The organism is Arthrobacter sp. 2RAF22 (genome assembly GCF_052115325.1).
In the GTDB taxonomy this organism is placed as follows: domain Bacteria; phylum Actinomycetota; class Actinomycetes; order Actinomycetales; family Micrococcaceae; genus Arthrobacter.
On record NZ_JBFRGL010000014.1, the window covers coordinates 85,058 to 98,782 of the forward strand.

The 13,725-nt window shown below is 65.1% G+C and carries 11 protein-coding genes; 8 read left to right on the plus strand and 3 right to left on the minus strand.

What is annotated here, in order from left to right; all coding sequences use genetic code 11:
- Nucleotides 1-53: 53 nt before the first annotated feature.
- Nucleotides 54-1,877: a DUF222 domain-containing protein gene (locus AB4068_RS12045; RefSeq protein ID WP_441433499.1), complete on the minus strand. Its 1,824-nt coding sequence runs from the start codon at nucleotides 1,875-1,877 to the stop codon at nucleotides 54-56.
- 58 nt (nucleotides 1,878-1,935) lie between these two features.
- On the opposite strand from AB4068_RS12045, the gene AB4068_RS12050 reads away from it, so the two are divergent.
- Nucleotides 1,936-2,184, plus strand: coding sequence for a type II toxin-antitoxin system RelE family toxin (locus AB4068_RS12050; protein ID WP_370872622.1), 249 nt, complete (start codon nucleotides 1,936-1,938; stop codon nucleotides 2,182-2,184).
- A gap of 100 nt (nucleotides 2,185-2,284) precedes the next feature.
- Here the strand turns inward: AB4068_RS12050 and AB4068_RS12055 are convergent, their stop codons facing one another.
- On the minus strand, nucleotides 2,285-3,700 hold the full coding sequence (locus tag AB4068_RS12055) for an NAD(P)H-quinone dehydrogenase (protein WP_059387905.1): 1,416 nt from the start codon (nucleotides 3,698-3,700) through the stop codon (nucleotides 2,285-2,287).
- A 145-nt stretch (nucleotides 3,701-3,845) separates the two neighbouring features.
- Between AB4068_RS12055 and AB4068_RS12060 the strand changes: the two genes are divergently transcribed.
- The 6 genes from AB4068_RS12060 (at nucleotide 3,846) to AB4068_RS12085 (ending at nucleotide 11,991) form a co-directional block, all read left to right on the plus strand.
- Nucleotides 3,846-4,646: a purine-nucleoside phosphorylase gene (locus AB4068_RS12060; protein WP_306961275.1), complete on the plus strand. Its 801-nt coding sequence runs from the start codon at nucleotides 3,846-3,848 to the stop codon at nucleotides 4,644-4,646.
- Nucleotides 4,647-4,751: 105 nt separating this feature from the next.
- Nucleotides 4,752-5,354 (plus strand): hypothetical protein, encoded by a 603-nt coding sequence (locus AB4068_RS12065; RefSeq protein WP_441433500.1) that lies wholly within the window; start codon nucleotides 4,752-4,754, stop codon nucleotides 5,352-5,354.
- Between the two features lie 117 nt (nucleotides 5,355-5,471).
- Nucleotides 5,472-6,206 (plus strand): YcnI family copper-binding membrane protein, encoded by a 735-nt coding sequence (locus AB4068_RS12070; RefSeq protein ID WP_441433501.1) that lies wholly within the window; start codon nucleotides 5,472-5,474, stop codon nucleotides 6,204-6,206.
- A 505-nt stretch (nucleotides 6,207-6,711) separates the two neighbouring features.
- Nucleotides 6,712-8,316, plus strand: a complete 1,605-nt coding sequence (locus AB4068_RS12075) for a glycoside hydrolase family 68 protein (RefSeq protein ID WP_441433502.1) — start codon at nucleotides 6,712-6,714, stop codon at nucleotides 8,314-8,316.
- A 105-nt stretch (nucleotides 8,317-8,421) separates the two neighbouring features.
- Nucleotides 8,422-10,089 (plus strand): glycoside hydrolase family 32 protein, encoded by a 1,668-nt coding sequence (locus AB4068_RS12080; RefSeq protein WP_441433503.1) that lies wholly within the window; start codon nucleotides 8,422-8,424, stop codon nucleotides 10,087-10,089.
- Nucleotides 10,090-10,242: 153 nt separating this feature from the next.
- Entirely contained in the window at nucleotides 10,243-11,991 is a 1,749-nt protein-coding gene (locus AB4068_RS12085) for a phospho-sugar mutase (RefSeq protein ID WP_441433504.1), read from the plus strand.
- A gap of 51 nt (nucleotides 11,992-12,042) precedes the next feature.
- Here AB4068_RS12085 and nirD read toward each other — a convergent pair whose 3' ends face one another.
- Nucleotides 12,043-12,414, minus strand: a complete 372-nt coding sequence (nirD, locus tag AB4068_RS12090) for a nitrite reductase small subunit NirD (RefSeq protein ID WP_284989798.1) — start codon at nucleotides 12,412-12,414, stop codon at nucleotides 12,043-12,045.
- A 279-nt stretch (nucleotides 12,415-12,693) separates the two neighbouring features.
- On the opposite strand from nirD, the gene AB4068_RS12095 reads away from it, so the two are divergent.
- Nucleotides 12,694-13,725 (plus strand): NAD(P)/FAD-dependent oxidoreductase (locus AB4068_RS12095; RefSeq protein WP_441433505.1); only part of this gene is annotated, 1,032 nt, incomplete at its 3' end.

The following is a 13,725-nucleotide window of genomic DNA, read 5'->3' on the forward strand; positions in this document are numbered from 1 at the left end:
CGATCGGACCCGGCACATCACACTCTCAAGGCAGGTAACACCGACACGCGCGATCACACATGGAAGTAGCGGTTCTTGCGTGGTTGTTGGCGTGGGTCGATGTGGGGTGGCGGGATGAACCAGGGCACGCCTGTTTGGACTTGGATGTGCCACTCTTCCTTGTGGATCAGATGGTGGTGGTGGCTGCACAGCAAGACACCATTGTCGACACTGCTTGGTCCACCCCGCGACCAGTACTCGATGTGGTGGGCTTCGCACCACGGGGCCGGCATGGTGCACGAAGGGAACGCGCAGCCTTTGTCCCGGGCGGTAATGGCCTTACGGATGTGCGCCGGGAAGATCCTGGAGGACCGGCCGATGTCCAGCACCTGGCCGTCGCCGCCGAGGACGACGGGAATGATGTCGGCGTCGCAGGCGATCTTCCGCAGCGTGGCCGCCGGGACCGGGCCGGTGAACGTAAAGCTCCCCGTGCCGCGTTGCGACCCGCCGGAGCGCCCGGCTTGTCCAGATTGCCCGAGGAACGTGAGCTGCTCCGCGTCTTTCAGCGCTGCCAGGAGCTCCCGGTGATCGATGGTGGCCATGATCTGGGGGCGTTGGCCTCCGGCCGCAGGCAGTGCACCGGTGGCGAGGGCAATCTTGCAGGCGCCCAGCAACCCGTCCAGGAGTTTTTGCGCCCTCGTGCGGCGGTCCAGGGACGCGGCATCATCACCTGAACCACCCGGCAGAGCATCCGCCCGGCCGTCCGTCGGAGCGTTTGCCGGCCCGCTCCCGCCGTCTCCGCCGCCCGCGTCCACCGCATGGTCCCCGGGTCCGGGCTCCCCGGACGTGCGGCTCCGGGGATTGGTGGCCGTGTTCATGACGGTGAGCAGGTGCTCGTACTGGTCCTGGGTGGCGAAGATCTCCACATGCTGCAGCCCGTGTTTGGGTTTCCGCAGGAAAGCGCCCTGGAGGTGGCGCAAGGCTTCTTCGCTGGGCTCGGCCCCGTCCTGGTCGATCGCGTCGGTCCAGCGGCGGGCGATCCTGGCCAGGAAATCGGCGTCGTTCTCGGCCGCCGTCATGGTCAGCGCGTGTTCCATGTCCGCGGCTGTCTCCGCGCTGCACCGTGGCCGGACCCGGTCCAGGGCCATCGTAATGGTGGTCGCCGGCCGGGCCGCGATGCTCCCGCAGGCCAGGGCCGCGGCCACTTCCCCATATCGCGGCTGGATCCTTTGACCTGTAAGTGAGCGGCCCGGCAGCAGATCCTCCGCCAGGGCAAGGCGGCGACGGGCCTCCGCCGAGCCGATCCGCAGCAGCGAGCGCAGGTGCTCGCCCGTGTTCCGGAACTCCCTGACCGCGGCCCGGGCGTCACCGGCAGCGAGCCCGCCGCCGTCGACGTCGACCCTGGCCCCGGCTGCTCGAGCTTCAGGTTCGGCGCTGCGGGGACCATCGCTGGAGCCGCCCTCCCCGGCGTCGGCTCCCCAGCCCGTCGTCCAGCCGGTCCCCCAGGCCGGCTCCTGCTGCCGGACCCGGTGCAACTGCCCCGCGGCGACGAGCTGCAAGTAGTCCAGGGTGCGGGAGAGTTCCTCCACGCCTGAGGCAAACGCGGCGGAGTCCTGCAACCCCAGCGTCCCGACGTCGTCCACAGCCGTCCGTGCCAGCGAGCGCAACGCCGCGAGTGCGCCCTCAAGAACACCCTGCGGACCACCGCGACCGCCGTCGTGACGGCTGTCGCGATCCTCGGGCGGATCCAGCAGAGCGAGCCGACGCGGCCCCGGCATTTGACCCGCCGCTTGAGCAGCCGCCGTCACCATCCGCGGCTCGCGCACCTTATGGAACACGACGAACCCGCCGCCGGGCGCAGCGGCCTGGCGGGTAGTGAGGTGTCCGATCGCTTCCATACCCAAAGCATCTCAGGAGGCTCTGACAAAATAGCCGACCCACTGATCTGGAACGCACATGCGATCTGGGCCTGACGTGAGCTACAACATCACGGTCCTGCCAGCGGCCCTTCGGCAACTGCGCAAGCTCCCTCCCGAGGGCCGCCGCCGGGTCCAAGCAGCCATCGAGTTGCTGGCCGAGACTCCGCGCCCACCCGGCGCCAAGAAGCTGGCAGGGCGGGTCGAGTGGCGCGTCCGAACGGGAGATTATCGGGTGCTCTACCGGATCGACGACGGCCGACTCGTCATCGTCGTCCAAAGTGCTTGATCTGGTTTCACGCGACGGAAAATGCCCCACGACACGCGAATTCGCGCGTCGTGGGGCATTTTCTGTGTCGCAGGATCGAATGCGAGTCGAGAGCCAAGCCCTACATATGCACGTGCAGCCGCCGCGCCGCTTCCGAGATGGAACCGGTCAGCGATGGGTACACCGTGAAGGTGCTTGCGAGGTCGTCGACGTGCAGTTTCTGCTTCACGGCAACGGCGATCGGATAGATGAGCTCGGAGGCATTCGGACCGATGACGACGCCACCGATCACGGTGCCCGAGCCCTTGCGCGCAATGATCTTCACGAAGCCGTCCTTGGTGTTGCGCATCTTGGCGCGGGCATTGCTCAGCAGGGACAGCATGACCACATCACCCTGGTACTTGCCCGATTCGAGGTCGGCCTCGGAGACGCCCACAGAGGCGATTTCGGGTGAAGTGAAGATGTTGGAAGCCACTTGGTGGAGCTTGATCGGCATGACGGCGTCGCCCAGGAAGTGCGCAACAGCGATGCGGCCCTGCATGGCAGCGACCGAGGCGAGGGCCAGGATTCCGGTGCAATCACCGGCGGCATAGATGTTCGGCGCCGTGGTGCGGGAGACGCCGTCGACCTTGATGTGGCCGGACTCAGTGACAGCCACGCCCGCCTCTTCGAGTCCGATTCCGGCCGTGTTGGGGATGGAGCCAACACAGACGAGGCAGTGGCTGCCCGAGACGGTGGTGCCGTCGCCAAGCGTCACCTTAACACCGCCGTCGGTCCTTTCAACGGCCTCCGCGCGTGAGCGGGACAAGACGCGCACGCCGCGGCGCTTGAAGACACCTTCAAGGACCTGGGCCGCGTCCGTGTCCGAGCCGGGCAGGACCTGGTCGCGGCTCGAAATCAGGGTGACGTTCGAACCAAGGCCGTTGTAGGCCGAAGCGAATTCGGCGCCGGTGACGCCGGAACCGACGACAATCAGGTCTTCCGGAAGTTCCTCGAGGTTGTAGATCTGTGCCCAGTTCAGGATGCGCTCACCGTCGGGCTTTGCCGTGGGCAGTTCGCGGGGGTGGGCGCCGACGGCGAGAAGAATGGCATCGGCGGTAATTGTCTTGACACCCTCCGAGGTAATGACCTCGATGGTGTGGTTGTCCAGGAGTTTTCCGGAGCCCATCAGGATCTCCACGCCAAGGTGCTCAAGGCCCACCCGGATGTCGTCCGACTGCTCCCGCGCGAGGTGCAGGACACGGTCGTTGATGTGGCCCAGGTCCGCGCGCATGCCCGGCGCCACATCGCTGCCGTCGACGGCGAACTTGACTCCCAGCTCCCCCGCCTCGCCGACGCGGGTCATGAGATCCGCCGTCGCGATCAGGGTTTTGGAGGGTACGACGTCGGTGAGGACGGCTGAGCCGCCGAGTCCGGCGCGCTCGATGAGGGTTACCCTCGCTCCCAAGTGCGCCGCGACCATGGCCGCTTCATATCCGCCTGGACCTCCGCCCAGGATCGCGATTCGTGGTGAGCTGAAGTCAGGATGCATGGTCACAATGTTCCATTCTCACTTAATGCGGGCGGACCTGCCACTAAGCCCCACCTGAGAACGCCTTTAGAGGCCGCTTACCTGCCCAACTGCGCCCTGTTCAACAACGCGCGCAGCACTGTAGTTTGTACCAGTGAGTAACACAGAGCTGATGAATACAGACCCATTCGAGGCCGCCAAAGCTGCGGCCGACTACATCGCGGCGGAGACCGGCGTCGAAACCCACGACGTCGCACTCGTGCTCGGCTCAGGCTGGGGCGCCGCTGCGGATCTCATAGGCGAAACGACGGCGACCCTCACGGCGTCGGAAGTTCCCGGCTTCCACGCTCCTGCCGTTGAGGGGCATGTGGGCACCATCCGCTCGGTCCTGACCAAGGAAGGCAAGCGGGCCCTCGTTCTCGGCGCGCGTACCCACTACTACGAAGGCAAAGGCGTCCGCGCTGTAGTCCACGGCGTACGCACAGCCGCGGCGGCCGGATGCCAGACCCTGGTGGTGACCAACGGCTGCGGTGGCCTGAACGAAGCCTGGACCCCCGGCACACCCGTGCTGATCAGCGACCACATCAACCTGACGGCGGCTTCTCCCCTTGAAGGCGCCACGTTCGTGGACCTCACGGACCTGTACTCCTCGCGCATCCGCGGACTGGCCCGCGAAGTGGATCCGACGCTCGACGAAGGCGTCTACGCCCAGTTCACCGGCCCGCACTACGAAACTCCGGCCGAGGTCCAATACGCCAAGCGAATCGGCGCGGACTTGGTGGGCATGTCCACCGCTCTGGAAGCCATCGCCGCCCGGCACGCAGGTATGGAGGTCTTCGGCATCTCCCTCGTGACCAACCTGGCCGCCGGCATCAGCCCGGTACCGCTGAGCCACCAGGAAGTCATCGAGGCAGGACAGACGGCGGGCGCACGCATTTCGCGCCTCCTGGCGGACATCATCGCCAAGCTTTGATCGAATAGCCGGGAGCCCAGGCTCCCGGCTATTCCGGAGTTCGTAGCGCAGTAGAATTTGAGTGATTCTCCGCCCCAAGCGCTCGAACCGGAAGGACCGCCGATCATGACATCCGCGCCTTTCCGGTTCTTGCGGACCAGCCTGGTCGGCTCGATCATTCTTGGATTGGCCGCGGGTGGGCACCTTGCCGGCGGCGGAAACCTTCCGGCACCGGCGATTTTGGCGGCGCTCTCTGCCCTGACAATCCTCCCTGTCGCCATCCTGACGCGCGCCCGGCTTTCGCTTCCCGTCGTCGCAGGGCTGCTGGGAGCCGGACAGCTCTGCCTTCACTGGGCATTCTGCGCCCTGTCCGGAACGTCCACCGCGGCATCGTTGCAGTCCGGGCATGCAGGACATGTTCCCTTGGCGTCAACCCCGGAAACCGTAAGCGCCATCGCCTCAGCCCACGCTGCCGCCAGCGACTGGCACATGCTCGGGGCGCACTCAGTCGCAACCCTGGGCACGGCCCTGGTCCTCGCGCGCGGCGAACAAGCACTGTGGGCACTGGCAGCGTGGCTGCGGCCGCTGGTCCAACTGCCTGCTCCAACAGCGATTCAGCCACTCCGAACCTCTGCTCCGTGCCCGACCCCGGTTGTGCATCCACGCAGCCTTCCCGGCCTTCGGCTTCCTTCCCTGCGCGGCCCGCCAGCCCTGATGCCCGCCGTCTGAGACTCTCCCTTTCACATATAGCCAGGGACAGGCGGCACCTCGCTGCCTTCACCGGTCCGGACCTCCGTCCGCCCCGGTCCCCAAACCGCATTTCCTTTGTGAAAGGGCATCATTGCCATGAAGACCTCCTACCGCCGTACCCTCAAAACCGCCTGCGCCGCGACGATGGCCGCCGGGCTGCTCGCCTTCGGCATCTCCGCAGCGTCCGCACACGTCAACGTCAATCCCGACGACCCCGCAGCAGGCGGCTACACCCACCTGACCTTCAACGTTCCCAACGAGTCCCCGACGGCCAAGACCAACAAGCTCGAAGTATCACTCCCCACGGATACGCCCTTCAACTCTGTGTCCGTGAAGCCGGTCGAGGGCTGGACGGCCGAGCTCGTCACCACCACCCTGCCAAAACCCGTCACGGTTGGAGGGGCAACGGTGACCAAGGCGGTCAGTTCGGTCGTCTGGACCGCGGACGCCGCACACCAGATCGGGCAGAACGAATACCAGGCGTTCTCGATCTCGGTGGGTGTACTCCCCGACGCCGGCACCACCGTGACGCTGCCAGCCACGCAGAGCTACACCGACGGCACGGTGGTGAAGTGGGACGAGAAGACCGTTGAGGGGCAGCCTGAACCGGAGCACCCGGCTCCCTCGTTCGTCACCACCGCGAGCGACGCAGCCGCATCGGCGGCTCCCGCGTCCTCCCCGTCCGTGACCCCGGCGCCGTCGGCCGCGGCATCGACGACATCCAGCGACGCAGGATCCACGGCTGGCTGGTTCGGACTCGCGGTCGGCCTCATCGGCCTGGCCGCGGGCGTCACCGCCTTGGTGCGAACCCGCTCCACGAAGGCCAAATAGCCCCCCTCGAACGAGCGAACTGCCCGCGCCGGACCCCGGCGCGGGCAGTTTTGTATCCCGCTCCAGCCGGACCACGAATCCCACCAACGACAGCCGTCCCCACGGCAATTTTCCGACTCCTGTCAAGTCAATTCGCCCCCGCGTTAATGGCATGTGAACTTTTCAAATAAATCAGATTTATTCAGAAACATTTGACCCGCCGCGCTTTCCATGGCACGCGCGCGGTGTAAAAATGTAAACGCTTGCGCACATATGTCTGACATGTGCTCCAGAGCCCGGAACGGCACTCGAAACACGGCTTGCAACCGCATCATGCGCACGTCAAGCTTTGAACGGTCCCGGCAAGTCGACGTGCCGGACCGAAGGATGGGGGCTTCCTAAGAATCCCCCGTCCACCCGACACGATGGCGTTCCCGACGACGCCATTGGTGTTACGGGAACGCCGGAGTGCGGACCAGGCCTTGCGCCAATTCCACGTAGTCCAACCTCCGCGAGAAGAGCAAGCATGAAATCTCACTCAACCCCCAACAGGCCACGCCGACGCCTGCGGTCTGTAGCCGCTTTTGCGGCCGCTGCCAGTGTGGCCGCGACGGTGCTCATGGCATCCCCGGCAGCCCAGGCAAACCTGCCTGCCGACAAGCCGGCCACCACGATGCCGGCTCCCACGCCGGGATTCCCGCTTCCGACGGTCCACACGCAACAAGCCTTAGATCCCGCCGCAAACTTCACGTCCAAGTGGACGCGGGCGGATGCCAAGCAGATCATGGCCCAGAGCAACCCGAACGTGACCGCCGGCCAGAACTCCATGAGCCCCAACGTCACCATGCCGGAGATCCCGAAGGACTTCCCGGCCATGAACGACGACGTGTGGGTCTGGGACACGTGGTCCCTGACCGACCAGAACGCCAACCAGATCAGCTACAAGGGCTGGGATGTCATCTTCTCCCTCGTCGCCGATCGCCACGCGGGTTACGGCTTCGACCAGCGCCACTGGAACGCCCGCATCGGCTACTTCTTCCGCAAGACCAACGCAGACCCCGCGAAGGACAAGTGGAACTACGGCGGACACCTGTTCCTGGACAACACCTCCATCGGCAACACCGAATGGTCCGGTTCCACGCGCCTCATGCAGGGTGACCACGTCAACGTGTTCTACACGGCCACCACGTTCTACGACCGTGCAGAGCGCAACGCGGGCGGAGGCGGGATCGCTCCGGACGCAGTCATTGCCAAGGCCCTCGGCAACATCCACGCCGACCAGAACGGCGTGACCTTCGACGGCTTCCAGCACACCAAGCTGCTCGAACCGGACGGAAAGCTATACCAGACCAAGGCCCAGAACGCCGGCTTCGCCTTCCGTGACCCGTACACGTTCGAAGACCCGGCCCACCCAGGCCAGACCTTCATGGTCTTTGAGGGCAACACCGCCGGAAACCGCGGCTCCTACAAGTGCACCGATGCTGATCTCGGTTACCAGGCAGGCGATCCCCACGCCGAAAACACCAACACGGTCAACACCACCACCGGTTCCTGGTTCCAGACCGCGAGCGTGGGCCTGGCCGTCGCAGACAACAAGGACCTGACCCAGTGGCACTTCCTGCCGCCGATCCTGTCCGCCAACTGCGTCAACGACCAGACCGAGCGCCCGCAGATCTTCATCCAGAATGAAAACGGCAAGAACAAGTACTACCTGTTCACGATCAGCCACCAGTTCACCTACGCCGATGGCATGCGTGGTCCCGACGGCGTCTACGGCTTTGTTGGCAACGGTGTCCGTTCGGACTTCCAGCCGGTGAACAACTCGGGCCTCGCGCTCGGCTCGCCGACCGACTTGAACCTGCCGGCGAACAACCCGAGCGGCACCCAGTCGGCACAGCAGAACGGCCGTCAGTTCCAGGCCTACTCGCACTATGTGCAGCCGGGCGGCCTGGTGCAGTCCTTCATCGACAACGTTGACGGAGTCCGTGGAGGGTCCCTCTCCCCTACGGTAAAGATCAACTTCGCCGGTGGCGTCACGCAGGTTGACCGCAGCTTCGGCAAGAACGGCCTCGGCCCGTTCGGCTACCTCCCCACCAACGTCCGCGTCGGCGGGGAAGGCCTCTACAAGTAGGCCACAGGCAAAAACAGCCGGGCAGGCAGGGGATTCGCTGCCTGCCCGGCAACATGGGGCGCCCGGTTCACCCCGGGCGCCCTGCTCCACAACCCAGGAAGTCCCATGCTCCACTCCCCCCAACGCCCGTTCCGGCCCGCTCGCAAGGCGGCACTCGCCGTCGTCGCCGTCCTCATCGCAATGTTCGCGAGTTCCTGCACCCCGACGCCGGACGCGTCGCCATCCGCCGGCGGCACCACCGGCGGCACCGCCGTCGGGATGGCTGCCCCCGCACCATCCGAATCGGACCCATGGCGGCCCGCCGCTCACCTCACGGCGTCGCAAAACTGGATCAACGATCCCAACGGGCTTGTCTACGAAAACGGCACCTATCACGCGTTCTACCAGCACAATCCGCACGGCAACTTCTGGGGAGACATGTCGTGGGGTCATTCCACCAGCACGGATCTGGTGCACTGGACCCAGAAACCGGTAGCCATGGAGGGCACCGCCAGTGAGGAAATCTTTTCCGGCGCCATCGTTCCGGACACCAAGAACGCCTCCGGCCTGGGCACCGCTGGAAACCCGCCGCTGGTAGCCCTCTACACCAGCTCGTACGGCGACGGCGGGGCGCTGCCCAAGGGCAGCCAGGCCCAGTCCGTGGCCTACAGCCTGGACCATGGAACGTCCTGGACCAAGTACAAGGGCAATCCGGTGCTCAGCCTGAATCCGGCGTCGAACAACTTCCGGGATCCGAAGATTACCTGGTACGAGCCCGGCAAATACTGGGTCATGACCACGGTGGTAGCTGACGCCCAGGTGGTGAAACTCTTCAAATCCACCGACCTGCTGCACTGGGACTTCCTCAGCGACTTCTCGGGAGTGGGCGCCCAGGGCGGGCTCTGGGAAGTTCCCGAGCTGCTCCAGATGGACGTCGACGGCGGCAACGGCCTGAAGAAGTGGGTCATGATCCTGAGCATCAACCCGGGAGGCATCGCAGGAGGCTCCGGCATGCAGTACTTCGTGGGCAATTTCGACGGCACACGGTTCACGGCGGAAAACGCGGCAAAGCCGGGCGACGCGCTGACGGAATCGCAATGGCTTGACCATGGTGCGGACTTCTATGCGGCCAACACCATCACCGGGGCTCCTGGTGGAAAGCCGGTGCTTCTCGGCTGGATGGGGAACTGGGACTATGCGCAATCCGTCCCGAGCACGCCATGGCGCGGGTCAATGGCCATCCCCCGGCAGCTCACCCTCGCAGCCACAGGAAGCCGTTTCGAGCTCCATTCGAGCATCGCCCAGGCTGCCGCGGATGCGCTCACGGACACCAAGACCAGTGAAGTACATGGCAAAAACCTCACCGTCACCGATTCAACGGAACCCCTCGGCGGCGATTTCGGAACCCGAACCCAGCTGATCGACGCCGAGATGGACGTTGCGGGCGCCTCCGAGGCCGGATTGGTACTGCGGGCTTCGGCGGACGGGAAGGCAGGCCTCCGGATCTCGTACAACCGCGCAAGCCAGACCCTCAAAGTGGACCGCTCTGCAGCCGGGACCTCCAACTTCTCGCCGAAATTCAGCCCCTACCACCAAGCCTCCGTGCCCCTGAAGGACGGCAAGGTCCGTCTCCGCATCCTCTTGGATTCCTCGTCGGTGGAGGTCTTCACACAAGACGGCTCGGTAGTCATCTCGGACATCTTCTTCCCGCAATGGGGGAACACGGGTGCGGCAGCGTTCAGTGCAGGCGGCCCGGCGAGCTTCGTCCTCACCACCACGCGGCAGCGACCCTGACGCTGGGGAGCCCAACTGACTCGCATTAGTTGTCGTTTAGACGCCTCATAACGACAACTAATGCGAGTCAGTTGGGTGGCGTGGGCCGGACTGTGACGGCTGACATAGCCGGTGACCTCGGCATTCATTCCCTTTGACGATAGCTTTATCCCTATGACATCGAGCGATGCCGAATTTGAAAAGCTGATATCCGACGCCGGCGAGTGGGCTGCCCAGGACCCGGACCCGGTCACTGCGGCAGCGCTGTCCGAGCTGGCCGGACTCGCCTCCAATGGCGTCGCCGCGGCCCGTCAACAGCTTGAAGACAGCTTCAGCGGAACGCTGCAGTTCGGTACCGCTGGGCTCCGTGCCGCCCTCGGTCCTGGTCCCAACAGGATGAACCGCGTAGTGGTGCGCCGGGCAGCGGCAGGTTTGGCGGCCTTCCTCAAGGACGCCGTTGAGGCGGCTGCCCCGGGAACGCGGCCGCGCGCCGTCGTCGGCTATGACGCTAGGCACAACTCGGACGTCTTCGCACGGGAGTCCGCAGCCATCTTCACGGCCGCGGGAATCGAGACCTTCCTGATGCCTTCGGCGCTTCCCACCCCGTTGTTGGCTTACGCGGTCCGTTCGCTTGATTGCGACGGCGGTGTCATGGTCACAGCGAGCCATAACCCGCCGCAGGACAACGGTTACAAGGTGTACTTGGGCGGCCGGGCCGTGGAGGAAAGCGGCCGCGGGTCCCAGATCGTGGCACCCTACGATTCGCAGATCGCGGCAAGCATCGAAGCCGTGGGCCCTTTGGATTCCATCCAACTGGCCGAGTCCGGCTGGACTGAACTGCCCGCTTCCATCACCGGGGAGTATGAGGCCGCGATGGCCGGCCTCGCCGACGTCGAGAATTTCCCGGCCCGTCAACTGAAGATCGTTTTGACCCCCATGCATGGCGTGGGTGGTGAGACTGCGGTGTCTGTGCTGAATGCGGCAGGCTTCACCGACGTCTCAGTCGTGGAAGAGCAAGCAGAACCGGATCCGGACTTCCCCACCGTCAGTTTTCCGAACCCGGAAGAGCCCGGCGCACTGGACCTGGCTTTGGCGGCAGCGGCGCGTTTGGGTGCCGATATCGTGCTGGCGAACGACCCCGACGCCGACCGCGCGGCCGTAGCGGCACAGGACCCGGATACGGGTGCTTGGCGGATGTTGCGGGGCGACGAAGTGGGCGCCTTACTTGGGGCACATGTGGTGGCCCGGCACGCCGCGGATGTGCGGCAAGGCGATTCAACACGGGGCGTTTTCGCCAACTCAATCGTCTCGTCCCGGCTGCTTTCCCGCATCGCGGCGGCGGCCGGCTTCGCCCACGAGGAAACGCTCACGGGATTCAAGTGGATTTCCCGGGTGCCGGGACTTGTGTACGGCTACGAGGAAGCCCTGGGCTACTGCGTTGCACCCGAACTCGTCAGGGACAAGGACGGCATTTCCGCCTCCTTGCTCATCGCCGAACTAGCGGCGGCGGCCAAAGCCGAAGGAAAGACGATCTTCGACACCTTGGATGAGATCTACCTGGTGCATGGATTGCATGCGAGCGACCAGCTCAGCATCCGGGTGGCGGACCTTGGTTTGCTGGACGCCATGATGAACCGGCTCCGGGCCGATCCGCCGGAGTCCTTTGGCGGTTCCGCCATCGAGACCTTTGTGGATTTGGCCCAGGGAAGCGAGCAACTGCCGCCGACGGACGGCCTCCTCTACCTGACCAAGGACCTAAGCCGCGTCATCATCCGGCCCAGTGGCACCGAGCCAAAGCTCAAGTGCTACCTGGAGGTCATCAAGTCGGTCGGTTCGGCGGCGGAACTCGCCGAAACCCGGCACGCCGCGCGGACCACTTTGGACCACATTCTTGCCGATGTCCGCGAGGCGCTCGGGCTCTGAGCGCTTCGGCTCCACGACGGACGACGGCGGTGCGCGGCTGGGGGCTCCGGGCTACAGTTCGACTTCGATGAAGCCGTCAACCATGCGGGTCTTGAATGCCGGAAGCCGGAGCCCGGGGTTGGAATAGCACTCACCGGTCTGCAGGTCGTAGACCTCCTTGTGCAACGGCGAGGCGATAGTGGGGCGTGATCCCCGGGAGCCGGTGATCCCCCGGGCCATGACATTGGCCAGGGTTGCAGGGTCCTGCTGGGCGACTGCGTAGACATTGTCGGCATCGAGGCGGAAGAGCGCCACCTGCACGCCGTCGATCAACGCCGCCTCGCCCCAAGCCGGTTCCAGCTCGTCCAACGGGCATACACGGTGCCAGCCGGACTCGGTCGGCGCGCTCGTCAGTTGTTCTTCCCGTTCCAGAATGACGGTCATGCCAACCCCTCTCGCTATGCCTGCAGCCGGACAAATGCTGTCCTTTCCTTCAGGCGGTGGCCGCCGAGCGGCCATATCTTCAAGGTAGGCGGGGAGTGTTTCACTCGAATGCAGTCAATGTGTCGGGTGCGTAAAAGAGACCTCACGGGTCCCGACATCCAATCGTGACCCAGAAGTTAAGATCACGAAACAAAAGGGAAACTGAGGAGAAACTGCCCGTCCGTAGTCTGAAGTGACAAGTTGCGGAGCACGTTCTGCGGCGTATGCGAAAGGCCACCAGTGACCGGACACACTTCCACCCCAGAAAACCAGCGCCGTATTGTTGTCGCCGGCGGAGGCCCTGCGGCCCACCGTTTTGCCGATGCCATGCATACCCGCGGTCTCGAGGGCTGGCACGTCACGGTCCTGACCGAGGAAGCCCACGTTCCGTATGACCGGGTCACCCTGAGCAAGGCGCTGACCGATGTGGACTATGACCTCACCTTGGGCGACATGTCCATGTGGGAGCACGAATCCATCTCCCTGCGCACTGGCGAGCGGGTGGTCAAGATCAACCCCGAAGCCAAATCCGTGGAAACCGCGGCCGGCAACACTTACGACTACGACCACCTGGTGGTGGCCACCGGCTCGGACGCGGCACAGCTCCCCTTCCCTGGCGGTGAGCTCGCCCATGTCTACCGCACCCTCGACGACGTCTGGGCCATCAACAAGGCCATCGCCGAACTCACGGAGAAGCTTGGCCGGACCGTCAGGACCGTGACCATCGGCGGCGGCCTCCTCGGCTTGGAAGCAGCGGCGGGCACCATGGAGTTGGGCGCACAGGCCACCGTCATCAACGGTTCACGCTGGCTCATGAACGCCCAGCTGGACGAGGGCGCAGGCCAGGCACTGGGCCGTCTGGTCACCGCCAAGGGACTCGAAGTCCTGACGGGAACCTACCCCGCCGAAGTATTGTCCGACGACGACGGCCAGGTCACCGGCGTCCTCATGAAGGACGGCCGCGTCATCCCCGCCGACATGGTTATCGCGTCCATCGGCATCCGCCCCCGCGATGAACTGTTCCGCGGAACGGAAGGCGCCGCGGACGGCCCCACCGCTGAACAGCTGTTCGAACTCGGCAAGAAGGGCGGCGTGGTCATCAACGACCACTGCGCCACCCCGGTCCCCGGCATCTTCGCCATTGGTGAAGTCGCCAACTTCGATGGCATGTGCCTGGGGCTCGTGGCTCCGGCGAACACCATGGCTGAGATCGTGGCCGACCGGCTGCACGGCGGCCAAGCGACGTTCCCCGGCTTCGACACCGCCACCAAG

What these genes read in the sequence shown, in the direction of transcription:
- AB4068_RS12065 (WP_441433500.1), top strand. Translation starts at nt 4,752, where the DNA reads ATGACATCCGCGCCTTTCCGGTTCTTGCGGACCAGCCTGGTCGGCTCG.
- AB4068_RS12045 (WP_441433499.1), bottom strand. Translation starts at nt 1,877, where the DNA reads ATGGAAGCGATCGGACACCTCACTACCCGCCAGGCCGCTGCGCCCGGC.
- AB4068_RS12050 (WP_370872622.1), top strand. Translation starts at nt 1,936, where the DNA reads ATGCGATCTGGGCCTGACGTGAGCTACAACATCACGGTCCTGCCAGCG.
- AB4068_RS12080 (WP_441433503.1), top strand. Translation starts at nt 8,422, where the DNA reads ATGCTCCACTCCCCCCAACGCCCGTTCCGGCCCGCTCGCAAGGCGGCA.
- AB4068_RS12070 (WP_441433501.1), top strand. Translation starts at nt 5,472, where the DNA reads ATGAAGACCTCCTACCGCCGTACCCTCAAAACCGCCTGCGCCGCGACG.
- AB4068_RS12085 (WP_441433504.1), top strand. Translation starts at nt 10,243, where the DNA reads ATGACATCGAGCGATGCCGAATTTGAAAAGCTGATATCCGACGCCGGC.
- AB4068_RS12060 (WP_306961275.1), top strand. Translation starts at nt 3,846, where the DNA reads ATGAATACAGACCCATTCGAGGCCGCCAAAGCTGCGGCCGACTACATC.
- nirD (WP_284989798.1), bottom strand. Translation starts at nt 12,414, where the DNA reads ATGACCGTCATTCTGGAACGGGAAGAACAACTGACGAGCGCGCCGACC.
- AB4068_RS12075 (WP_441433502.1), top strand. Translation starts at nt 6,712, where the DNA reads ATGAAATCTCACTCAACCCCCAACAGGCCACGCCGACGCCTGCGGTCT.